Annotated in this window: 21 protein-coding genes and 1 pseudogene; 9 read left to right on the top strand and 13 right to left on the bottom strand. The window is 64.3% G+C overall.

Annotation, left to right across the window (positions count from 1 at the left end; genetic code table 11):
• Positions 1–169, top strand: a pseudogene (locus tag ACZIRK_RS15185) (IS630 family transposase); the annotation flags it as partial.
• Between the two features lie 12 nt (positions 170–181).
• On the opposite strand, the gene ACZIRK_RS15180 reads toward ACZIRK_RS15185, so the two are convergent.
• The 8 genes from ACZIRK_RS15180 to ACZIRK_RS15145 form a co-directional block, all read right to left on the bottom strand.
• Complete coding sequence (locus tag ACZIRK_RS15180; protein WP_028166669.1) at positions 182–448, bottom strand: hypothetical protein; 267 nt, start codon at positions 446–448, stop codon at positions 182–184.
• Between the two features lie 1,453 nt (positions 449–1,901).
• Positions 1,902–3,386, bottom strand: coding sequence for an Asp-tRNA(Asn)/Glu-tRNA(Gln) amidotransferase subunit GatB (gatB, locus tag ACZIRK_RS15175; RefSeq protein WP_130228443.1), 1,485 nt, complete (start codon positions 3,384–3,386; stop codon positions 1,902–1,904).
• 124 nt (positions 3,387–3,510) lie between these two features.
• Positions 3,511–4,908, bottom strand: coding sequence for a patatin-like phospholipase family protein (locus ACZIRK_RS15170; protein ID WP_463327603.1), 1,398 nt, complete (start codon positions 4,906–4,908; stop codon positions 3,511–3,513).
• A 174-nt stretch (positions 4,909–5,082) separates the two neighbouring features.
• Entirely contained in the window at positions 5,083–5,364 is a 282-nt protein-coding gene (locus ACZIRK_RS15165) for a hypothetical protein (RefSeq protein ID WP_130228444.1), read from the bottom strand.
• Between the two features lies 1 nt (position 5,365).
• Positions 5,366–6,841, bottom strand: a complete 1,476-nt coding sequence (gene gatA / locus ACZIRK_RS15160) for an Asp-tRNA(Asn)/Glu-tRNA(Gln) amidotransferase subunit GatA (RefSeq protein ID WP_463327602.1) — start codon at positions 6,839–6,841, stop codon at positions 5,366–5,368.
• Positions 6,838–7,050 (bottom strand): hypothetical protein, encoded by a 213-nt coding sequence (locus ACZIRK_RS15155; RefSeq protein ID WP_028166674.1) that lies wholly within the window; start codon positions 7,048–7,050, stop codon positions 6,838–6,840. The genes gatA and ACZIRK_RS15155 overlap by 4 nt, the downstream gene beginning before the upstream one ends.
• 33 nt (positions 7,051–7,083) lie before the next feature.
• Positions 7,084–7,371: an Asp-tRNA(Asn)/Glu-tRNA(Gln) amidotransferase subunit GatC gene (gene gatC, locus ACZIRK_RS15150; RefSeq protein WP_028166675.1), complete on the bottom strand. Its 288-nt coding sequence runs from the start codon at positions 7,369–7,371 to the stop codon at positions 7,084–7,086.
• Positions 7,372–7,574: 203 nt separating this feature from the next.
• A complete protein-coding gene (locus ACZIRK_RS15145; RefSeq protein ID WP_130228446.1) occupies positions 7,575–8,651 on the bottom strand; it encodes an NAD(P)H-dependent flavin oxidoreductase in 1,077 nt (358 codons plus the stop codon).
• 390 nt (positions 8,652–9,041) lie between these two features.
• On the opposite strand from ACZIRK_RS15145, the gene ACZIRK_RS15140 reads away from it, so the two are divergent.
• From ACZIRK_RS15140 to ACZIRK_RS15125, 4 genes are all read left to right on the top strand, one after another.
• On the top strand, positions 9,042–9,932 hold the full coding sequence (locus ACZIRK_RS15140) for a LysR family transcriptional regulator (protein ID WP_028166678.1): 891 nt from the start codon (positions 9,042–9,044) through the stop codon (positions 9,930–9,932).
• A 171-nt stretch (positions 9,933–10,103) separates the two neighbouring features.
• Positions 10,104–11,039 (top strand): cyclase family protein, encoded by a 936-nt coding sequence (locus tag ACZIRK_RS15135; RefSeq protein WP_130228447.1) that lies wholly within the window; start codon positions 10,104–10,106, stop codon positions 11,037–11,039.
• A gap of 201 nt (positions 11,040–11,240) precedes the next feature.
• Positions 11,241–11,723, top strand: coding sequence for a Holliday junction resolvase RuvX (gene ruvX, locus ACZIRK_RS15130; protein WP_130228448.1), 483 nt, complete (start codon positions 11,241–11,243; stop codon positions 11,721–11,723).
• 3 nt (positions 11,724–11,726) lie between these two features.
• Positions 11,727–12,659 carry an AEC family transporter gene (locus tag ACZIRK_RS15125; protein ID WP_130228449.1) on the top strand — a complete coding sequence of 311 codons (933 nt, stop codon included), beginning with the start codon at positions 11,727–11,729 and terminating at the stop codon, positions 12,657–12,659.
• 2 nt (positions 12,660–12,661) lie between these two features.
• Here the strand turns inward: ACZIRK_RS15125 and ACZIRK_RS15120 are convergent, their stop codons facing one another.
• From ACZIRK_RS15120 to ACZIRK_RS15105, 4 genes are all read right to left on the bottom strand, one after another.
• Positions 12,662–13,405 (bottom strand): CPBP family intramembrane glutamic endopeptidase, encoded by a 744-nt coding sequence (locus tag ACZIRK_RS15120; protein WP_245474927.1) that lies wholly within the window; start codon positions 13,403–13,405, stop codon positions 12,662–12,664.
• Between the two features lie 91 nt (positions 13,406–13,496).
• Positions 13,497–14,264 (bottom strand): CPBP family intramembrane glutamic endopeptidase, encoded by a 768-nt coding sequence (locus tag ACZIRK_RS15115; protein WP_130228450.1) that lies wholly within the window; start codon positions 14,262–14,264, stop codon positions 13,497–13,499.
• A gap of 146 nt (positions 14,265–14,410) precedes the next feature.
• Positions 14,411–16,057: an isovaleryl-CoA dehydrogenase gene (locus ACZIRK_RS15110; protein ID WP_130228451.1), complete on the bottom strand. Its 1,647-nt coding sequence runs from the start codon at positions 16,055–16,057 to the stop codon at positions 14,411–14,413.
• 122 nt (positions 16,058–16,179) lie between these two features.
• Complete coding sequence (locus ACZIRK_RS15105; RefSeq protein ID WP_130228452.1) at positions 16,180–16,893, bottom strand: M15 family metallopeptidase; 714 nt, start codon at positions 16,891–16,893, stop codon at positions 16,180–16,182.
• 242 nt (positions 16,894–17,135) lie between these two features.
• Here ACZIRK_RS15105 and ACZIRK_RS15100 point away from each other — a divergent pair, with 242 nt between their 5' ends.
• The 4 genes from ACZIRK_RS15100 (at position 17,136) to ACZIRK_RS15085 (ending at position 21,466) form a co-directional block, all read left to right on the top strand.
• Positions 17,136–18,089 (top strand): aspartate carbamoyltransferase catalytic subunit, encoded by a 954-nt coding sequence (locus ACZIRK_RS15100; RefSeq protein ID WP_130228453.1) that lies wholly within the window; start codon positions 17,136–17,138, stop codon positions 18,087–18,089.
• Between the two features lie 4 nt (positions 18,090–18,093).
• Positions 18,094–19,395, top strand: coding sequence for a dihydroorotase (locus ACZIRK_RS15095; RefSeq protein WP_028166686.1), 1,302 nt, complete (start codon positions 18,094–18,096; stop codon positions 19,393–19,395).
• Positions 19,396–19,496: 101 nt separating this feature from the next.
• Positions 19,497–20,093 (top strand): glycerol-3-phosphate 1-O-acyltransferase PlsY, encoded by a 597-nt coding sequence (plsY, locus tag ACZIRK_RS15090; RefSeq protein WP_028166687.1) that lies wholly within the window; start codon positions 19,497–19,499, stop codon positions 20,091–20,093.
• 152 nt (positions 20,094–20,245) lie between these two features.
• Positions 20,246–21,466: a patatin-like phospholipase family protein gene (locus tag ACZIRK_RS15085; RefSeq protein ID WP_130228454.1), complete on the top strand. Its 1,221-nt coding sequence runs from the start codon at positions 20,246–20,248 to the stop codon at positions 21,464–21,466.
• Here ACZIRK_RS15085 and ACZIRK_RS15080 read toward each other — a convergent pair.
• Entirely contained in the window at positions 21,461–22,702 is a 1,242-nt protein-coding gene (locus tag ACZIRK_RS15080) for an amidase (RefSeq protein WP_463327601.1), read from the bottom strand. The two genes, ACZIRK_RS15085 and ACZIRK_RS15080, sit on opposite strands and share 6 nt — an antisense overlap.
• Between the last annotated feature and the right edge of the window lie 9 nt (positions 22,703–22,711).

Genomic DNA, 22,711 nt, shown 5'->3' with positions numbered 1-22,711 from the left:
CGACCTGAATCCCATCGAACAGGTCTTTGCCAAGCTCAAGCACTTTCTCCGAAAAGCGGCCGCCCGAACCGTCGACGCTGTCTGCCTCGCCATCGGCCAGGTTCTGCAGCTCTTCACGCCCAAAGAACGCGCAAGCTACTTGGCAAACTCAGGATATGCACGAACCTAACTTCATCACGCTCTAGTGCGCGGTCATCCAGGCGCGGGCTTCGCGCTGGGCGGCAGCGATCTCAGCTTCCGTCATCTGCTCGGCGATCTCGCGCCGCATCGCCATGGCATCCGTGCGGCCCTTCAGGGCGGCAAGGTTGAACCATTTGTGCGCCGCGACCAGGTTGACCACGCCGGAACGGCCGCTCGCCCAGTAGAGGCCACGCTCGAACAGCACGTCCGAGATCGCGGTCGCGTCCACCGGAATGGCCGTCTCCAGATTGATATGTCCCTGAAACATTCTCGTAGCTCCCCTTTTTATTGTTGGCCGCCCTCCCCCGAGCGCGGCCCCCGTCCACATCTAACGCCTTACTTCCCCTGCGCGCGATCAGCAAAAGTGGCATCCGGTTTTGCGTCCGATCGCGCGCCGCTTATGAAAAGAGCGCCTGATCTGATCGCCAAACCGCCTACACTTGGCGGATCAGGCGCTCGCCGTTTGCCGGCTTGTTGAGGGAGATCATGCCGGCCAAATTTGAAAAGCAGTTTAAGTATCGCGATGAACGGCGTGTAAACGCCCGGCGTGCGGCGAGTTCCCGAAATCCGAGAAGTGCCTGCAGCACAATGACTTATGCGCGATGGTGAAGTTCGGTTTACCCTGGCGGTTGGCGGAACGATAACCATCGCGCGCAAACGCCAACCGGACGCGGCTGCATCGCCGCCCGCCATACGGCAGCGGAAGCCAACCGGTCGTCATGTGGGGAGATCAGGCAACAAAAAAGCCGGCACCAAACGGCCGGCTATTGGAACGAGGGCGTCGGCGAACACGTCAGGATCAGATCTCACGATGGGCCTTGGGCCCTGTGAAATTGCGGAGCCGGATAAGTGGTCCGCACCGAACGAAGAAACCTGTTTCTTCTGCCGGACCGACTTCGAAGAGCGAACCCTTCTTGGAAAGGCGATCCAGCCGTTTGACCTGATGTCTCGCCGACACCCTCTTTCGTCAACCGGAGCCGCCTGGGTGGATCGCTTCAAGGAAGCAGATCGTCCGAAGGTCCGGGTGACGGGCCGGCGTCAACCCGCCGGCATCCTCTCTCGGGCGAGAGTTACTTCTTCTTCTTCGCGACCTTCTTGGTCTTCTTCGCAGTCTTCTTCACTGCGCTCTTCGCCTTCTTCGCCTTCTTCGCTTTCTTCGCCATGTTGCCCTCCAATGAGATGGCTATACTTCGCTGCGTGCACTCGGGAATCGAGATGCACTGCATCCCGAATACACCAACACATCGAAAAAAACAGCGTCCAGCTTAAGGAAGTGTTGATGTTACGAGGCGCGAGAAGTATGCGCGCGCCAAGCGCACGCGCGACGTTGCGCTGACGCACTGATGCAGGAAATGCAGAGTCGATCGACATCGACACTCATCGCGAATGCAAAAAGTGCCTGTGCCACAGGCATTTCTTGAATCGTCGCTTCTTCGCGCGCGATCTGACTGACATGTCGACAAGACTCACCGAGCGGGCTGAGAACACCTCGCGCAGGCGTCGAGTCGCCAATTCCGGCGCCAAAAAAAAATTCGTGGGTAAGCCCTGCCAGCGGCATCTCCGCCTGCCGAAACGGCCTTTCCGGACGAATCGCGGTCGGCCGATTCGGTGAAGCGATGATCCCGACGCGGTGATCGAAGGCGCGAGAAGCGAGCCGCGGACGCCTCCGCGCATCGTACAGAGTGCGTGCCGCGATGCCGTTCGCGTCCGCGCGCGAGGTGTCAGAGGCCGAGCTTCGCCTTCAGGAGATCGTTCACGGCCTGCGGGTTGGCCTTGCCGCCGGACGACTTCATCACCTGTCCGACGAACCAGCCGATCATCTGCGGCTTCGCTTTCGCCTGCGCCACCTTGTCCGGATTGGCGGCGACGATGTCGTCGACCACCTTCTCGATCGCACCCAAGTCGGTGACCTGCTTCATGCCGCGCGCTTCGACCAGCGCACGGGGATCGCCGCCTTCCTGCCAGACGATCTCGAACAGGTCCTTGGCGATCTTGCCGGAAATCGTCCCCTCGCCGATCAGCTCAACAATCGCGGCAAGCTGCTCGGATGAGACGGGCGAGCCCGTAATATCCCGGCCTTCCTTGTTGAGGCGGCCGAACAGTTCGTTGATCACCCAGTTGGCGGCGAGCTTGCCGTCGCGCGCACGGTCGGCGAGGCGGGCAAGCACCGCCTCATAGAACTCGGCGCTCTCGCGCTCGGCCACCAGCACGCCGGCGTCATAGGGTGACAGCGCCAAGTCGGCAATGAAGCGCGCCTTCTTCTGGTCCGGCAGCTCGGGCAGCGTCGTCTTCAGCTCGTCGACGAACGCCTGGCTGAATTCGAGCGGTAGCAGGTCCGGGTCGGGAAAATAACGATAGTCGTGCGCCTCTTCCTTGGAGCGCATCGAGCGCGTTTCGCCCTTGCCCGGATCGAACAGCCGCGTCTCCTGGTCGATGGAGCCGCCGTCCTCGAGGATCTCGATCTGCCGCCGCGCCTCATACTCGATCGCCTGGCCGATGAAGTTGACCGAGTTCATGTTCTTGATTTCGCAGCGGGTGCCGAGCGGACCGCCGGGCCGGCGCACCGAGACGTTGACGTCGGCGCGCAGATTGCCCTTCTCCATGTCGCCGTCGCAGGTGCCGAGATAGCGCAGGATCGAGCGCAGCTTGGCGACGTAGGCCTTTGCCTGCTCGGCATCGCGGATGTCAGGCTTGGAGACGATCTCCATCAGCGCGACGCCGCAGCGGTTAAGGTCGACATAGGACATCGTCGGCGACTGATCGTGCAGCAACTTGCCGGCGTCCTGCTCCAGGTGCAGCCGCTCGATGCCGATGGTGACGCTGCGGCCGCCCTCGAGCTCGAGCTCGACCTCGCCCTCGCCGACGATCGGCGATTTGTACTGGCTGATCTGGTAGCCCTGCGGCGAGTCCGGATAGAAATAGTTCTTGCGGTCGAACACCGAGCGCAGGTTGATCCTGGCATTCAGCCCAAGCCCGGTGCGCACCGCCTGCCGCACGCATTCCTCGTTGATCACGGGGAGCATGCCCGGCATCGCACCGTCCACCAGCGAGACATGGCTGTTCGGCTCGCCGCCGAACGCGGTCGAGGCGCCCGAGAACAGCTTTGAATTGGAGACGACCTGGGCATGGATCTCCATGCCGATCACCATCTCCCAGTCGCCGGTCGCGCCCTTGATGAGCTTGTGTGATGTGACAGGTGCGTTCATTGGTCTCGGTTTCCAAACAATTGATATCTGGGACTGCTTTCGGCTTCGCGCAACCGACCGCGCCAGTCAAGCCGGAGAGCATGATCCGGAAAGGATCATGCTCAAACAAAGGGTTTTTGAGCGATCAAAGCCCGCGTCGAAACGCCTGGTAGGACTTGCTCAGGCGGAGCGCGTCGGCCCCGCCTGCGATCAGGAGGTCGACCTGTTCCGGCGGCAGTGCGAACCGCGTCGGGATCGCATTCAGGATGCCCGCGCGCTCTTCGCCCAACTGGTCGAAGCCGAGCCGCTCGACGTAGATGTGGATGTCACCGCATTGCCAGTTGCCGCCGACGCCAAGGCGGGCGCGATCCGCCGCCGACAGTCCACACCGCCACCGCTTCAGCTTGCCCGACCATTCGGTGGCAAGCCCGGAGAATGCCGCGTAGCTCGAGCGCACGCTGGCATCGATGGCGGTGTCGGCCGCTGCCGCAACCAGCTCGGCCCCGCTCGGGCCTTCGAGGCGCTGTGCGAAATCGCCGGATATGCCGCGCCCGGCATCGACCACCATGAACAGGATCCGCTGGAGCTTCACCGCCTGCCGCTCCGTCAACGGCTGGTACGGCCGCTCCGCGGCCAACAGCCCGATGGTGAGACCGGACAGGCCAAAATTGTCGACAAGACCGCCGTCCAGCAGCTTCACGTAGCGCATGGAGCCGTCGCGGTAGCGCGCATTGGCCTCGGCGAACGAGCGCAGCAATGGCTGCGCATTCGGATCGCGCCGCACGCGTTCGAGCCAGGCCGGCAGCGGCTTCGAGCACCCGCCGGGATAGGTCTCCAGCACGATCGGCGCGAACGCCAGCGGCACCGCCGCCGATGCGGCAACCGCTTCCGACACACGGTAGGAGCGGATGTCGCTGCACAGCGCGTCGAAGGAGGTCTTTCCGAACACGAAGGGCGTGCGGTTATAGATGTCGGAGGCGTTGATCCAGACCTTCGGCCGCCGGTCCTCGCGCAGCGCATCGAAGCGCGCGCCGTCGAACAGGTTCTGGTCCAGCCACTCGGTGAGCTGGCTGTTGTTGACGCCGCCGGCGAGCGCTCGGCCGATATTGCCGAGCGAGACATTGGTCCTCAGCCCCTCCTCCGCATTGCGCAACAGGAAGCGTTCGCGGAAATCGTCGAGCGCGGCGCGCTTCTTCAAACCGAAATAGGCGGCGGTGATCGAACCGCCTGATACACCGGAGACGAAGTCGACGCGATCGAGCAGCGTTTTCGCCTGACCGGAGCCGCCGTGAGAGCGATCGAGCTCCTTGAGCACGCCGAACGAGAAAGCCGCCGCCCGCGTGCCGCCGCCCGAGAAGGACAGCGCGACCAACACGTCGTCATCATAGCGTGGAATGTCAGCCCCGAGATTGCTATCGGCGAGCGCGTTGGCAAGCGGCACGTTGCTCGGCAAATTGTAGACCGTTGCGCATCCGGCAAGCGCCACTGCAAAACTGGCCGCCAGTACCGTCGACAGCCACGCCCCTATACCCGATCTACCCACAAACGCCCTCTTGCCCGCAGGCCCCCGCCACGCTTCCCCTCAGCCTATCGCGGGCAATCTGGGCGCCCGCGTGGCGCGGAAACAGGGCAATGTCTATACGAGCCAATTGAAGCCCGGTCCGGTAAAGAAACCGCGTCAAAATGAACCACGGAAAGCCTTCACAACTTGGAGAGGTTAGCCGAGCAGCGCGGTGACGATCCGCTCCCACTCGGCATCGACTCCATCCTTGGCGACCGGCTGGCCTGCCTGACGGTACCAGTAAGCGGCATTGCCGAGATCACCCTCGACGCGGTGCAGATAGGCGTGCACCCAGGCGGCCTCGGCGGTGCTTTCGTCCTGCACGATGCGGTGCGCCTGGTCCCAATCGCCTTTCGCCGCCCACCACAGCGCCGCCAGCGGCGGCGGCAGCGAAGGCTCCGGCGCGGCGTCGTTGAGGCTGGCGCGGAAATCCGCCATCTCACCACCATCTCGGCGGCGTGAAGTGTCCGGCCGCCTGCTCGATCACTTCGCCGAGCGAGAACAGCGTCTCTTCATCGAAGGCGCGCCCGATCAGTTGCAGACCGAGCGGCAAGCCTTGCGCATCCTTGCCGGCGGGGACCGCGATGCCGGGCAGGCCCGCCATGTTCACGGTCACCGTGAAGATGTCGTTGAGATACATCTCGACCGGATCAGCGCCGCCCTTCTCGCCGACGCCAAACGCCGCCGACGGCGTTGCCGGCGTCAGGATCGCGTTCACGCCCTTGGCGAAGCAGTCCTCGAAATCCTTCTTGATCAGTGTGCGCACCTTCTGCGCCCGCAGGTAATAGGCGTCGTAATAGCCGGCCGAGAGCACATAGGTACCGATCATGACGCGGCGACGCACCTCATCGCCAAACCCATCGGCGCGGCTGTTCTCATACATCTCGCCGATGCTGCGGCCGGGCACGCGCAGGCCGTAGCGAACGCCGTCGTAGCGCGCCAGGTTCGAGGAGGCTTCCGCCGGCGCCACGATGTAATACGCCGGCAGTGCGTATTTGGTGTGCGGCAGCGACACTTCGACCAGCTCGGCACCTGCCGCCTTCAACCATGCCGCGCCATCGCTCCAGAGCTTCTCGATCTCGGCCGGCATGCCGTCGAGGCGGTACTCCTTGGGGATGCCGATCTTCATCCCCTTCACCGACTTGCCGATCGCAGCCTCGTAATCGGGCACGCCGATATTAACCGAAGTCGTGTCCTTCGGATCATGCCCCGCCATCGAGCGCATCAGGATCGCGGAATCGCGCACCGTGCGCGCGATCGGACCAGCCTGGTCGAGCGAGGATGCGAATGCAACGATGCCCCAGCGCGAGCAGCGGCCATAGGTCGGCTTCACCCCGACCGTCGCCGTGAACGCCGCCGGCTGGCGGATCGAGCCGCCGGTATCGGTTGCGGTTGCGCCCATGCACAGCAATGCCGCGACGGCGGATGCCGAACCGCCCGAGGAGCCGCCCGGCACCAGATGCGTGTTGGAGCCCTCGCGCCGCCATGGATTGACCACCGGGCCGAAGCAGGAGGTCTCGTTCGACGAGCCCATCGCGAACTCGTCATTGTTGAGCTTGCCGAGTAGGATCGCACCGTCGCGCCAGAGCTGCGAGGTCACGGTCGATTCGTAAGGCGGCACGAAATTGCCGAGGATCTTCGAGCAGGCGGTGGTGCGGATATCGCGCGTCGCGAACAGGTCCTTGATGCCGAGCGGGATGCCGGCGAGCGGACCGCCCTCGCCCTTGCCGATCTGCTTGTCCGCGGCGTCAGCCATCTCGCGCGCGCGATCCGGCGTCTCCAGCACATAGGCGTTGAGCACGCGCGCCGCCTCGATCGCAGCAAGATGCGCATCGGTGAGCTCGCGCGCGGTGAAGGACTTGTTCGTCAGGCCCTCGCGGGCCTCGGCGATCGTCAGCGATGTCAAATCGGTCATTTATTGATCGGGCTGCAGAAGAACGGAGACAGGGTCTTGTCGTCGGCGGGATCGTCTTTCTTGGCGCGCGCCTTGTCGGCGGCCTCGAGCTGATCGAGCACGGTTTGCATCACCGCATTCGGATCGGCGGCCTTGCCCTGCCGCTCCATCACGTCGAGATAGTTCATGTAGGCCTGATAGGCCTTTTCATCGTCGCAGAGCAGACACATCGGACTTCCCGCAAAACAAGTAGAGAGAGGAGCTTACTCGACGACCTTCGGCACCAGGAAGAAGTGATTCTCGGTGGCCGGCGCATTGCGGACGATATCATCCGCAATCTCGCCGTCATTGACCACGTCGGCGCGCTTCTTCATCTCCATGGGCGTCACCGAGGTCATCGGCTCGACGCCCTCGACATTCACCTCCGAAAGCTGCTCGACGAAGGCGAGCATCGCGTTCAGCTCGCCCTGCAGATGGGGAACTTCAGCCTCGGAGACCGCGATCCGCGCAAGTTGCGCGATGCGGCGGACGGTCGTGGCGTCGACTGACATTATATATGGCCTTTGGGCAGCAAGATCAGCCCGCCGTATAGCAGACGCCGGTTTTGAGCCGCAACCCGCAGCCATTCACCTCTCCCGAAGGGAGAGGTCGCGCAAAGCGCCGGTGAGGGGCTACGGTCCCTCATTAGAGCCGCGGCCCCTCACCCGATTTGCTGCGCAAATCGACCTCTCCCCGCCGGGGAGAGGTAAAGAAGCTAGCGGCCCAAGGCCCCCATCCGCGCCAGCGCCTCGCTGGCCAATGTCCGGGTCAGCTCGTCCGCCGGCAGTTCGCGGCCCAATGGCAGCGCCTGTCCGGCCCACATATTGGTGAAATCGACCCTGCCGAGTTTTTCGGCAGCCACCTTCAGCGGCGCCAGCGCGGTTGCGGCATGCGGAAAGGCAGGCGCGTCCGGCGAGATCGGCCCGATCTCGGACATCGCGCGGTTGGCGACCCCGCGCGCCGGCCGCCCGGTCATCACATTGGTGATCACGGTTGAATCGTCCTTCGCCTGCGCCAGCGCGGCACGCGCCGCCGGCCCCACCCTGGATTCCGGGCAGCGCAGATAGGCGCTCCCGATCTGCACGCCGGAGGCGCCCAGTGCGAACGCCGCCGCGATCCCGCGCCCGTCCGCGATCCCGCCGGCCGCGATCACCGGCACTTTCACCGCATCGACGACCTGCGGCAGCAGCGCGAAGAGGCCGGGCTGCTCGGCAATATTGTCGGTCAGGAACATGCCGCGATGACCGCCCGCCTCGGCGCCTTGCGCGATGATGACATCGGCGCCGTGCTGCTCGAGCCAGACCGCTTCCTTCACGATGGTCGCCGACGCCATCACGATCGCGCCCGCATCCTTCACCCGCTTCAGCAGCCGCTCCTCCGGCAGGCCGAAATGGAAGCTGATGACTTCCAGCTTCAGTTCCTCGACCACTTCGCACATCGCGTCATCGAACGGCGCACGGTTGGCGGCGTTGACGGGCGCCGCGGGATCCAGCCCAAGCTCTTTGTAATACGCCGCAAGCCGCGCCTTCCAGCGCGCCTCGTGCTGCGGATCCGGATCGTCCGGCTGGTGGCAGAAGAAGTTCATGTTGATCGGCGCGGAGACGCGCTGGCGGATGATGTTGACCTGCTCGCGCGCCTTCTCCGCGGTGAGCATCGCACAGGGCAATGAGCCGAGCGCACCGCCTTGCGCGGCGGCGATCACGAGATCTGCATCCATCACGCCGGCCATCGGCGCCAGCACGATCGGAAACTCGGTCTTGAACAGATCGACAATTCGGCGGTCCGGCCACATGATTCAGCTCTTTCGTTGGCTCGTTGCTTGTAACCTTCTCCCACAAGGGGACAAGGCGAGATGCGTCGAACACACCTTCTCCCCTTGTGGGAGAAGGTGGCGCGGATGCAATCCGCGCCGGATGAGGGGTTCTCTCCACGGGCGCACGTGTTCGTGGAGAGAACCCCTCACCCAAGCGAGTTCGGTCGCAGCCGCCGGAGCTGCCCTCTCCCACAAGGGGCGAGGGCGCATCAACCGGCAGCATCGAGCCGTGATGAATTCAGCACGAAAGCGAACGTAGGATATTGCCCGGGACCCCATCTCGACAGCCACACTAGACAGAGCTACCATTCTCTCGAAATGAATACTTGAGAACGCTGCCATCTCAATAATGAAACGCAGGCCGCGATCATGGAACTCACCGACCTCCAGACCTTTGCAACGGTCGCCCGTCTTGGCGGCATCACGCGCGCCGCCGATGAGCTGCACACCGTACAGTCCAACGTGACCCAGCGGATCAAAGCGCTCGAGGCCGAGATCGGCACGGCGCTGTTCGAGCGGCACAGCCGCGGCATGACGTTGACCGGCGCCGGACGGCGGCTGCTCCCTTATGCGCAACGCATGGCCGCACTCTCGCGCGAAGCATTGCTCGCCGCCCGCGATGATGGCGAGCCGAAGGGACCGCTCGCGATCGGCTCCATGGAAACGACGGCCGCCGTCCGCCTGCCGGTGCTGCTTGCCGATTTCCATCGCCGCTTTCCGGCGGTACGCCTCACCCTGAAGACCGCGACCACAACCGATCTCGTCACCGCCGTGCTCGACGGCACGCTGGACGGCGCCTTCGTCGCCGGTCCGATCGATCACGCCGAGCTCACTTCCACCCTCGCTTTCCGCGAAGAGCTGGTGCTGGTCACCGCGCGCCGCTGGGCCAGCCTCGCCGCCTTGCGCGCAGGCACGTCGGAGTCCGGACCGACCGCGCTGGTATTCCGCACCGGCTGCACCTATCGCCAGCGGCTCGAGCAGATCTTCACCGACTTCGGCTGGCCGTCGGCCGCACGCTTCGAGCTCGGCACGCTCGACGGCATGGTCGGCTGCGTCGCCGCCGACATGGGCGTGACGCTGTTGCCGCGGGTCGTCGTCGAGCGCAACGCGTTGCATGCCAGCGTCAGCATCCACACGCTCGATCCATCCTATGCCCGCGCCGAAACCATCTTCATCCAGCGCCGCAGCGCCCATCAATACAGCGCGCTGCAGAGTTTTGCCGCCTGTCTCGACAAGGACGATCAGGTCATCGCGGCCTGACTGCCCGTTCCGCTCCGCGAAATTCGCAATGCCATTTTTCTGTGACGGAGCCACACGCTTCGCGCGTGCGAGCACACGTCATCAAAAATTTTTGGATCGTTGTGCGCGTCTACGTTAGTATGTGGCGCTTTCTACCAACAACCATAACGTCAACATCTGGGAGGGACTGCGATGCGCACCGCATTCGTGTTGTGCTGTTCTGTTGCCTTGTTGGCTACGGTGGGAACGGCAAGCGCACAAGACTGGACCAAGTCGAAATGGGGGCCGAACGACGAGATCGGCGCCGCCAACTACATGACGCCCGAGCTCGTCGTCAAAGCCGCGTCATTGGTGAAGACCGGCAAGACCTACGCGCTCGGCATTCCCGTCGACACCAAGACGCCGGCCTATCCGCCGCGCAGCTTCAAGATCACCATCGTCCAGCCCGGACAGGCCGGCAGCTCCGGCATCGGTCCGAACAAGGCAACCTACAATGACGATATCATCGATACCTGGGTCGGCATCGGCAGCCAGCTCGACGGGCTCGGCCATCTCGGCATCGAGCACGTCTACTACAACGGCAACAAGCTCGCCGATTTTGCCGATCCCACCGGGTTGAAGAAGCTCGGCATCGAGAAGGTGCCGCCGATGGTCGCCCGCGGCGTGCTGCTCGACATGGCCGCCTACTACAACACCGACGTGGTCAAGGAAGGCACCGCCTTCAACGTCAAGGAGATCGAGGAAGTCGCGAAGAAACAGGGTGTCGAGATCCGCCAGGGCGACGTCGTGATCTTCCACACCGGCTGGCTCAGCCTGATCGGCAAGGACGACAAGCGCTATTCCGCCGGCGAACCCGGCCTCGGGGTTGAGGGTGCCAATTATCTCACCGGCAAGGGCGTGGTTGCCGTTGGTGCTGATACCTGGGCAGTCGAGGTGCTGCCGTTCGAATCCAAGAATGTGTTCGAGGTGCATCAGATCCTGCTGGCGAAGAACGGCACCTATATCCTCGAGAACATGGACACCGCCGAGCTCGCCAAGGACAAGGGATATGAGTTCCTGTTCGTGCTCGGCCAGCCACGCTGGCGTGGCGGCGTGCAGAGCATGATCAACCCCATCGCAATCCGGTAGCCCCGAGGCACGCTGCCGGTTTCACCTCTCCCATCGGGAGAGGTCGGCGCACAGCGCCGGGTGAGGGGTCACGGTCTCTCATGGGCACCTGCGCCCCCTCACCCGGATCGCATCTAGCGATGCGATCCGACCTCTCCCCGCTGGGGAGAGGTGAAGAGAGCGCTTTGCCTCCGCACTGCACCACGTGTTAAGCGCATCGTCATGCCCGCCCCTGTCCTCCCCCTGATCGAAGCTGTCGCGCACTGGCCCGAGCGCGGCGCGTTGATCGGGCTCGATCTCGGAACCAAGACCATCGGCGTTGCCGTCTCCGATCCCGATCGGCGGCTGGCGACCGGCGTCGAAACCATCCAGCGCAAGGCGTTCAAGGCTGACGCGGCGCGGTTGCTGGTGATCGCCGGCGAACGCAACGTGGTCGGCTTCGTGCTTGGGCTTCCCATCAACATGGACGGCAGCGAGGGGCCGCGAGCGCAATCGACCCGCGCCTTCGCGCGCAACCTCTCCAACCTGACCACGCTCGCGATCGGGCTCTGGGACGAGCGGCTCTCGACGGCGGCCGTCGAGCGCGAATTGATCGGCCTGGATGTCAGCCGCGCCAAGCGCGCCGAGGTGATCGACGAGCACGCCGCGATCTTCATCCTGCAAGGTGCGCTGGATCGGCTGGCAAAATTGCGGGGCGAGCGCTGAAGCATGGCCGTCGTCATCGCGGCGCTCTTGCCGACATTCCTCTTGATCGCGCTCGGCTTCATCCTGAAGCGGACGCTGCTCAAGCCCGAGATGCAATGGCAGGGCCTGGAACGGCTGACCTATTACGTGCTGTTCCCCGTGCTCTTGATCCAGACGCTGGTGAAGGCCGACCTGACAAAGGTGCCGATCGGCGGTGTCGGCGGCGCGCTGTTCCTCTCGGCGCTGGCGATGTCGCTACTGTGCCTCGCACTGCGCCCGCTACTCGCGCGCAGCGGCGTCGACGGTCCTGCCTTCACCTCGGTGTTCCAGGGCGCCACCCGCTGGCAGACCTATGTCGCGCTCGCGGTGTCCGGTGCCCTCTACGGCGATGTCGGACTCGCGCTCGCTTCGGTGGCGATGGTCGCGATCATTCCACTGGTCAATGTGTTCAGCGTCTCCGTGCTCGCGCACTACGCCGCGCCGCAAAAGCAGTCGGCGGGCGCCATCGTCATGACGGTGGTGAAGAACCCGCTGATCTGGGCCTGCGTCGTCGGGCTCCTTCTGAACGTGACCCACTTCCCGCTGCCAAAGCTCTGGCATGACGTCGCAGACGCGCTCGGCCGCTCCTCGCTTGCGATCGGCCTGCTCGTCACCGGCGCCGGCCTGCATCTCGAAGGCATGTTCCGTCCGAACCTCGCCGCCAGCATCACGGTGTTCCTGAAACTGATCGCCATGCCCATACTCACCGTGACGCTCGGGCTCGCGTTCGGCCTATCCGGTCCGAGCCTGGTCATCGTCGCCGTCGGCTCGGCGGTCCCCACTTCCTCATCGGCCTACGTGCTCGCCCGCCAGATGGGCGGCGATGCGCCGCTGCTCGCGCAGATCATCACGCTGCAAACGATTCTGGCGGCGATCACGATGCCCGTTGTCATCGCGCTCGCTGCAAGCGGGCGCTAGGCTTACAATAATAGCCAAATGAAGAGGGCGAACATATTCATGGCTGAATGAGCCATTACTGCCAACAAAGTCGAGTTGCTGCGCCAGCGAAAGTAACCGAGAAAAATACCCGAGACGAAGAGACAGAAACGCCCAAGCCAATCATATTGAGTATGGAGTATCGCCCATACTATTGATGTCAGAACAATCGCGCCGGTCGGGCCGAGGAAGGACTGCGACCAGCCACGAAACATAAAACCACGAAAGAGAAATTCTTCCATTAGCGGCGCTGCAATGCAGGCGGAGATCAAATAAATGAACAAACCGTCGGCTCCCACGGCCCGGAAATCAGAATCGACAGGAGCGTCCCTGGTGGCACCAACGACCACACTCTCCACCACCAAGAATATGGTCGTGATTACGAGAGCACGTCGGAGTTCAATTGGATTTGGCCACTTCAACGCAAGATATTCGGCGAACTCCCGGCGGGCCATCCAGATGGCGATCCCAAGCACCGCGATCGCAGGTGGACTTGCCAGAATGCTGGCGGCGCTTTCCAAACTATTCTGGATCACCCCTGTTCGAAGTTGCGCAGGTGACAATATCTTGCCGGCTAGGTCCGATATGATATTGAAGAAAAAGTCCGATGCGAAAATGAAAGCGCCGTAAGCGATCAGGCTGACGAACGTCGTCTCCATGAAGTCCCAGGTTCGCGGCGGCCGTGGCGAGACCGAGGCCGGCGACTTGGCTTTTTCGAAGTCCGACATATCGATTTTTCCGCGACAAAGTCGCAGCGAAGGTGGGCTGAGCCTCTACCTAGCACGTCCGGCGATCATCCTGCCAGTGGGGTGCGAGGAGCTACGACTGCCCGGCCAGCCACAATGTCTGCAGCGTCGCCGCAAGATTGTTCAGCCCGTGCAGCACGATCGTGAGCCAGGTCGAGTTAAAGCGGTAGCGCAGATACCCGAACACGAGCCCGATCGAAAACACCTCGCTCAGGAAGAACCAGTCGTATTGCAAATGGAGCAAGGTCCAGACGAGCGACGACAGCAGAATCGCGCCTCCGGGCCGCAGGGCGGTTTCCGACCAGCCGCGATAGAGGAAGCCGCGAGCGAGAAGCTCTTCCGATACCGGGGCGGCGACGCAGAACGCGATGACGAGCAGCCAAAGCGCGCCTTCGGCCTGCGCCGATTTCATCACCTCGCCCATGAAGCCCGGCGAGGCTTCGCGGCCAACCGCGCGCAAGATGAGATCCCATACGCCAACCAATAGCGCCAGCGCGACCACGCCGATGGCGAAACTCTTCCAGGAGGTCCAGCGCAGCGCAAGATAATCGACAAAGGAAGTCCGGCTCGGACGGATCGCGATCCAGAGCGTCAGCAGCACTCCCGGCAATCCCGTGATGACCGAGAGCGCAATCGTCAAGCCCCCGCCGATCGTCTGGATGACCGATGCGATACTGGACGCATCCTGCTTAAGCATGAAGTAGATGACGACGGCGAGCTGCCCGAGGAACATGCCGCCGAACACGAACAACCCCCACAGCGTCGTACCCCAGAATTTCCAGATCCGCGGCGGCGGTGGAGCGGTGGTCAGCGGAGGATTATCGGGACTGAGGACATCCATCAGCTAACTCTCGATCGATTGCGCGCCTGTCGCCTCCACAACGTCATGGCCGGGCTCGTCCCGGCCATCCACGTCCCTTTTTCTCTGCGTCGCACGAGAGGCGTGGATGCCCGGGTCAAGCCCGGGCATGACGGAGTGTGTGTCATTCAATGTGGCAGCGCCCGCTCCAGCAGCGCGCGCATGTCGCTCTCGGCAATGTCCACCGCGCCGTACATGCCCGCATGCGTGGTCGCGAGCCGTGTCGCCGCGAACAGTTCGGCGTGACGCGGCATCACGGCATTGAGCGCGGCGCTCGCGGCAAGCAGCGCCAGTTTTTCGACTGCAAGCCGCGCGACGCGCTCGCTATCCGGTCTGCGGAACGCCTTGCCGATGAAGGCCACCGCCTCGCTTGCGCCGGGCAGGCCCTGCGTCTGCCCGGCCAATTCCTGCAGGATCGCCGATGCAGCATCCGCCTCGCGCGAGAGCGCGCGCAGCACGTCGAGGCACATCACATTGCCCGAGCCTTCCCAGATCGCATTGACCGGCGCCTCCCGGTAATGCCGCGCCAGAATGCCCTCCTCGACATAGCCGTTGCCGCCGAGGCACTCCATCGCCTCGTAGAGGAAGCCGGGCGCGCTCTTGCAGGTCCAGTATTTGATCGCGGGCGTGAGCAGCCGCATATAGGCGGCTTCCTTAGGCTCATCCGGTGTGCGGTCGAACGCGCGGCAGAGCCGCATCACCAGCGCAACCGTCGCCTCGACATGCAGCGCCATGTCCGACAGCACCGCCTGCATCAGCGGCTGGTCGGCGAGATGCTTCTGGAACACGCTGCGATGGCGCGCGTGATGCAGCGCGTGGGCAAGCCCCGAGCGCATCAGGCCGGCAGAGGCGATCGCGCAATCCTGCCGGGTCAGTTGCACCATCTGGATGATGGTGCGGATGCCCTTGCCCTCCTCGCCGATGCGCTCGGCATAGGCGCCGTGGAATTCCACCTCCGACGACGCATTCGAGCGGTTGCCGAGCTTGTCCTTCAGGCGTTGGAAACGGATGGCGTTCACGGACCCATCCGGCGCAAAGCGCGGCATGAAGAAGCAGCTCAGGCCCTCCTCGGCCTGCGCCAGCACCAGGAACGCGTCGCACATCGGCGCCGACATGAACCATTTGTGTCCGGTGATGCGATACGCATCGCCATCGCGCGCCGCGCGCGTCATGTTGGCCCGCACGTCGGTGCCGCCCTGCTTCTCGGTCATGCCCATGCCGAGCGTCACGCCGCGCTTCTCCCACCAGGGCACGAAACTCGGATCATAGGAACGCGTGGCGATCACCGGCATCGTCCTTGCGAGGAGATCCGGCTGCGACGCCAGCGCCGCGACGGCGGCGCGGGTCATGGTGATCGGGCAGAGATGTCCGGTCTCGACCTGTGCAGCGATGTAGAATTTCGCCGCGCGCACCACCTCCGCCGCGCCGCCCGCGGGCTTGCCCTGCGCGGTCCAGGTCGAGTTGTGCACACCGGCATGGGCGCTATGCGCCATCAGTTCGTGATAGGCCGGATGAAACTCGACCACATCACGGCGGTTGCCGCGGGAATCGAAGGTGCGCAGTTTCGGCGTGTTCTCATTGGCGATGCGCCCCCGCTCCGCCATCGCCGCCGAGCCCCACTGCTCGCCGAATTGTGCGAGCTCGCCCTGTGCCGAGCCGCCGCCATTGGCGGCCACCGCCTCGACCAGCGGCTTGTCGAGCGTGAACAGATCGACATCCTCGAACGGCGGCGACTGGTTGAAGACCTCGTGGGTCGAGAAGATGGCTTGGGTCATGACGCTTCCTGAAAGCCGGAACTAGAGCATGATCCGGAAAAGTGGACACCGGTTTTCCGAAAAGATCATGCTCAAACAAAGGACTAGAGCGGGATGACGATTCGAAGAGCAGTCATCACGCTCTAGCGGCGCGGCGGAATCGGGAAATCATAGGCCTGACCGCCCCCGCCGGGCAGCGAAAAATGCCACCACTCCTTGGAATAGTTGACAAAACCCTGTCGCGCCATCGCTGCGACGAGCATCCTGCGCCACCGCCGCTGCGACCGATTGATCGAGGCTGCGGCGGTATGCGCCTTGACGTCGGAGCAATCATAGCCGGTGCCCATGTCGACGCTGCCTTCCGGTGCCCGCCTTTCCACTGTTGCCGTGCAGTCGGCATAGTCTCTCGCGGGATCGAACTTGCCGGAATTGTCGGCGGCAAGATCCACCAGCGTCAGGTCGAGCGCGGCCCCGGTCGAATGGCCGGAACGCGCGGCGATATAGCCGAGCCGGAACAGATCGGCCTTCCTGAACGCCGGATTGTAGCGCTTGCCGGCGACCGTCTCCTTGCCATCCCTCGACCACGCCACCATGTCGGAGACCGCCCGCACCGGGCGGTAGCAATCGAACATCTTCAATGAGAGCCTTTGTGCCGCGAGTTCCTGCTGCACGGCCTTCAGCCTAAGCCCGACCTCGCGCTTCACGACGCATTCCGCCGCGCCGTAGCCCCTGAGCGGCCGGCCGACGAAATTGTTCGGGCCGGCATATCGGATGTCCTGGACGATCGTGGAATCGATGTCGCGCAGGAACACGAAACCGCCCGGCAGGGTTTGCGCGCGGGCTGCCGAAATCGACATGGCTGCCACAATTCCGATGAGTATCGCTTTCACGAGGACCTACCCACTTGCGTCATGGCCGGGCTCGTCCCGGCCATCCACGTTCTTTGCGGCCGATACTTCTTTGCGGCAGATATTAAGTAAGCCGTGGATGCCCGGTACAAGCCCGGGCATGACGACGCCGTGACAGACCCGGGGATAACTCATCCACCCCCTATTCCCGCTTGCCCCGCCGACCATCCACGCCTATAGCTCTGGCTTTAATGACCCCATCATTGAAATCGACCTTTGTCCTCGGTCACCGGCATTTGCTGGGCATCGAGGGGCTTTCCGCTGCCGACATCACCGGGCTGCTTGACCTGTCCGAGGAGTATGTCGAGCTCAACCGCCAGGTGGACAAGAAACGCGCATCCTTGCGCGGCCGCACCCAGGTCAACCTGTTCTTCGAGGCCTCGACCCGCACGCAATCCTCCTTCGAGATCGCGGGAAAAAGGCTGGGCGCCGACGTCATGAACATGTCGGTGTCCTCGTCCTCGATGCGCAAGGGTGAGACCCTGATGGACACCGCGGTGACGCTGAACGCGATGCATCCGGATATCCTGGTGGTGCGCCACCATGCCTCCGGCGCCGTGGAACTGCTGGCGCGCAAGGTTGACGGTTCCGTGATCAATGCCGGCGACGGTGCGCATGAGCATCCGACCCAGGGCCTGCTCGACGCGCTGACGATCCGCCGCAACAAGGGCCGGATCGAGGGGCTGGTGGTCGCGATCTGCGGCGACGTCATGCATTCCCGCGTCGCACGCTCCAACATCCTCCTGCTCAACACCATGGGCGCCCGCGTCCGCGTCGTTGCGCCCTCGACGCTTGTGCCGCGCGGCATCGAGCGGATGGGAGTGGAGGTCGCCCGCGACATGCGCGAGGGGCTAGACGGGGCCGACATCGTGATGATGCTGCGCCTGCAGCGCGAGCGCATGAACGGCTCCTTCGTGCCGTCCTCGGGCGAATATTTCCAGTATTTCGGCCTCGACCAGAAGAAGCTGTCCTACGCCAAATCAGATGCACTGGTGATGCATCCGGGGCCGATGAACCGCGGCGTCGAGATCGACTCGGCTGTCGCCGACGGCGCGCAGTCGGTGATCCGCGAACAAGTCGAAATGGGAGTGGCAGTGCGCATGGCGGTGCTGGAAGCGCTCGCCCGCAACCTGCCGAATGCGTGAGATCATGCTGACCGATCGTCGTCCAATCCTGCTTGCCAATGCCCGCGTCGTCGATCCCTCCCGCGATCTCGACGGGCCCGCCGACGTCCTGATCGCCGACGGCATGATCCGCGATAGCAAACGCGGCATCGGCACGACCGGCGTCCCAGAGGGTACCGACATCGTCAATTGCGCCGGCAAGATCGTCGCTCCCGGTCTGATCGACATGCGCGCCTTTGTCGGCGAGCCCGGCGCCAACCATCGCGAGACCTTTGCCTCGGCTAGCCTCGCCGCAGCCGCCGGCGGCATCACCACCATCATCTGCCAGCCGAACACCTCGCCGGTGATCGACAATTCGGCGACCGTCGATTTCGTGATGCGCCGCGCCCGCGACACTGCGATCGTCAACATCCATCCAATGGCGGCACTGACCAAGGGCTTGGGCGGCGAGGAGATGACCGAGATCGGCCTCCTCAAGGCCGCCGGCGCGGTCGCCTTCACCGATGGCGACAAGAGCGTCACCAACGCGCAGGTGATGCGCCGCGCGCTCACCTACGCCCGCGACTTCGACGCGCTGATCGTGCATCACACCGAGGATCCCGACCTCGTCGGCGAAGGCGTGATGAACGAGGGCGAGTTTGCGACGAGGCTGGGGCTTGCCGGCATCCCGAATGCCGCCGAGTCGATCATGCTCGAGCGCGACGTGCGGCTCGCAGCGCTCACCGGCGGGCGTTATCACGCGGCCTCCCTCTCCACGGCGGAGTCGCTTGAGATCCTCAAACGCGCCCGCGATGCTGGCGCCGACGTCTCCGCCTCCGTCTCGATCAACCACGTCACGCTGAACGAGAACGATATCGGGCCTTACAGGACGTTCCTGAAACTGTCGCCGCCGCTGCGCACCGAGGATGACCGCCAGGCATTGGTCGCAGCGCTGGCCTCGGGTCTTATCGACGTCATCATGTCCGATCACAATCCGCAGGACGTCGAGGTCAAGCGCCTGCCGTTCGCCGAGGCCGCCCCCGGCGCGGTCGGGCTGCAGACCATGCTGCCGGCGGCCTTGCGTTTGGTCCATAATGGCGAGATGGATTTCAAGACCTTGATCCGGGCGATGTCGACCCGACCTGCCGAACTGCTGGGCCTGCCCGGCGGCTCGCTGCGCGCGGGTTCGCCGGCCGACGTGATCGTGATCGATCCGGACACGCCCTGGGTGCTCGATCCCGCCGACCTCAAATCGCTGTGCAAGAACACGCCCTTCGACGAGGCCCGCTTCTCCGGCCGCGTCGTACGCACCATTGTCGGTGGGCGGACGGTGTATGAACATGTCTAGAGCGTTTTCAAGCGAAGTGGATACCGGTTCGCGTCAAGAAAACGCGTCAAGAAAAAGAGACACCTCCGAGACATGCCGCGCCTGCGGCGGGAGCGCCGGCCATGTCCTCTGACGCCTTCCTGATCGTCGCGTTTCTGATCGGCTATCTCTTCGGCTCGGTCCCGTTCGGCCTGATCCTGACCAAGATCGCCGGCACACAGGATCTGCGCTCGATCGGGTCCGGAAATATCGGCGCCACCAATGTGCTGCGCACCGGGCGCAAGGGGCTCGCCGCGGCCACGCTGATCTTCGACATGCTGAAGGGCACCGCTGCAGTCGTGCTGTCGGGCTATCTCGGCGGCCCGAATGCGGCGATGGTGGCCGGACTCGGCGCCTTCCTCGGCCATCTCTATCCGGTCTGGCTCGGATTCAAGGGCGGCAAGGGCGTCGCTACCTATATCGGCGTGCTGATCGGCCTGTTCTGGCCGGCCGCGGCCGTCTATGGAGCCGTCTGGCTCGCGACCGCCTTCACCACGCGCTATTCGTCGCTCTCAGCGCTGGTGGCCGCCGTCGTCACCCCAATCTTCCTGTGGTGGTTCGACCACGCCGCACTCGCCGCGCTCGCCGCGGTGCTGATGCTCATGCTGTTCTACACCCATCGCGAAAACATCAAGCGCTTGCTGGCGGGAACCGAGGGGCGCATCGGCCAAAAGGCCTAGAATTCGCCATCAACCTGTTGAGGACGGGTCACATCTGTCCGAAATTCTTGCGCGACACTGGCAAACGGTAACGCGGGCTGTCATCCTTCGATTCAAATGGCGTCATACGGTTTCGTCAGGTGGACGGGATCGAACAGGATGGGATTAGCGGAATGAGCGCGCCCGATGTCGCGTCGCGTCCGGTGAGTACGTCCGGCGCGAGCGCCCTGCTCGCGGCCAGCGAAATCTGGTCATTCTCCGGCAAGACACCGACTGCCGTCGATTCAGCAGCCAAGTCCAGCTCGGAAGCTGAGCTGCCTGCCCCATCACTCCCGGACGCCATCCTGAACATGCAATCGGCGCGGGCCGACCTGCGGGCGCGCTCGCCGGTCGATAGACCGAAAAAAACGGACGCACGCGAATCGCTGGTCTGGCCGCCGCGACAATTATCGCTGGCACTGCAGGGCGGCGGCACCTTTGCCGCGTTCACGTGGGGCGCACTCGAGCGGCTCCTGGAAGAACCGGATTGCGCGTTGGACACCATCAGCGGCGCCAGCGCCGGCGCCGTCAATGCCGCGCTGCTCGCTTGCGGCCTGGTGGAAGGTGGCCGCGAAGGCGCACGTGCCGCGCTCAACCGGTTCTGGATGCGGATGATGCACGAGGCTTCGTTCCGCTCGCTGATGCTGGTCGGAGGATTCTCGCCGGCCGGACGGTCGGTCGCATTCGGGCCGACGCTGCGGTCCGGCCAGTTCGATCCGTTCGATCTCGATCCGCTGCGCCAGGCGCTCTGGAGGGATATCGATTTCTCCGCGCTGCAGAGCCCCGCCAGCCCGAAGCTTTTGGTCGCGGCGACACGCGTGCGCGACGGCCGGCAGCAAGTCTTCGGCAATGACGAGATCACCGCCGATGTGCTGCTCGCCTCGACCTGCCCGCCCCTGATCCATTGCGCGGTCGAAATCGACGGCGAGTCCTATTGGGACGGCGGCTTTGGCGGCAATCCCCCGCTGGTCCGACTCGTGCAGGAATCCGAGACGTCCAACGTGCTCGTCGTTCAAGTCACGCCGGCGCGCGACAGCTATGTTCCGATCACGCCCGCCGCGATCGATCGCCGCCTCGACCAGATCACCGCCAATTCCGTGCTCAACGCCGAGATTGCGGCGCTGGAATGGGCGCGTCCTGCGGCAGCCCCCTCGTTGCGACTATTCCGGATCGCAGCGGAAGATGAGATCGACGGGCTCGCCCAGCGCAGCGCCACCGATCTCGGGCCGGGCTTCATTCGCCAACTGCATCGGAGCGGCCGCAAGGCTGCCGAACGTTTCCTGGCGCAAGATGCCGGCTCGACGCGAATCGAGACGCCGCGCAAGTCGCGCGCCGCCGAGCCCGCACTGTTATAGTTTCGCCAGCGCCATCTCGACAAAGCGCGCCGCCGCCAGCGCCTTGGCGTCGGCAGCGAATGGCGCGATCACCTGCACGCCGACAGGCAAGTTGCCTTCGGCCACGTAGGTCGGCACGTTGACGCAAGGAACGCCCATCAACGTCCATAGCCGGTTGTAGCGGGGATCGCCGGTCGACGAGAGCCCCTTCGGCGCAGCACCGGGCGCGGACAGCGTCAGCAGCACGTCGACATCCGCAAACGCTTGCGTAAGCGCCTGCCGCGCACTACCGGCGACATCGATCGCCTCGTCGTATTGAGCCGCGCTGACATCCCTGCTCTCGTCAAGCCGGCCGCGCAGCAATGGCGGCATTGCGTCGTAGTTCTCGCGATATTCCCACCCCAGTGACCGGTGCGCCTCGAAATCCTGCACCACCGGCTGAATGCGCCAGGCTTCCGCAACGATCTCAGGCAATGACAGCGCGCGAACCGAAGCACCAGCGCGCTCGGCCATCTGCGCCGCGATCCTTAGCGCCTCCGCGCCCGACGCATCGGGCGCACCGGCAAAGTCCTGCGTCACGATGCCGATCCGCGGCGCTGTGATGGTGTCGGGCAACCGCAGCGCCGGCCGTCCCGTCATCGCCGCCAGCGCCACCGCGAGGTCGCTCACGCCTGAAGCGAACAGGCCGACGGTATCGAGCGTCCAGGAAAAGCACTTGACGCCGACCGTCGGCAGCAGCCGGTAGGACGGCTTGATCGCGGCCACGCCGCAATACGACGCCGGCCGGATCACCGAGCCTGCCGTCTGCGTCCCCAGCGCCAGCGGAATCATCCCGGCCGCGACCGCCGCCGCTGAGCCTGCCGACGATCCGCCCGGCGTGTGGCCATGATTGCGCGGATTGAGCGTCGCCGTCGGATCGTTCGCAGCGAACGCCGTCGTCGTGGTCTTGCCGACGATCGTGGCGCCGGCCTGCTTCAGCATCATCACGACAGACGCATCGGCGCGCGGCCGGTGTCCCCGGTAGATCGACGCCCCCATCTCGGTCGGGAAATCCGCGGTGTCGATGATGTCTTTGATCCCGACCGCAATCCCGCGCAGCGGCCCCGCCGCCTGCGCGCGCGGATTCTCCGCCCGCGACACGAAGGCGCCGATCGTCTTCTCCTCGGCATCGACCGCCGCGAGCGATTGGGCAAGCGCTGCATCGGGCGAGAGCTCGCCCTGCTCGATGCGACGGGTGAGTTCGGCAAGCGAGATCATCGGGAATTT

Source organism: Bradyrhizobium sp. Leo114, assembly GCF_055229415.2.
The sequence above is the reverse complement of the archived record's forward strand: the minus strand, read 5'-3'. Positions and strand labels throughout refer to the sequence as shown.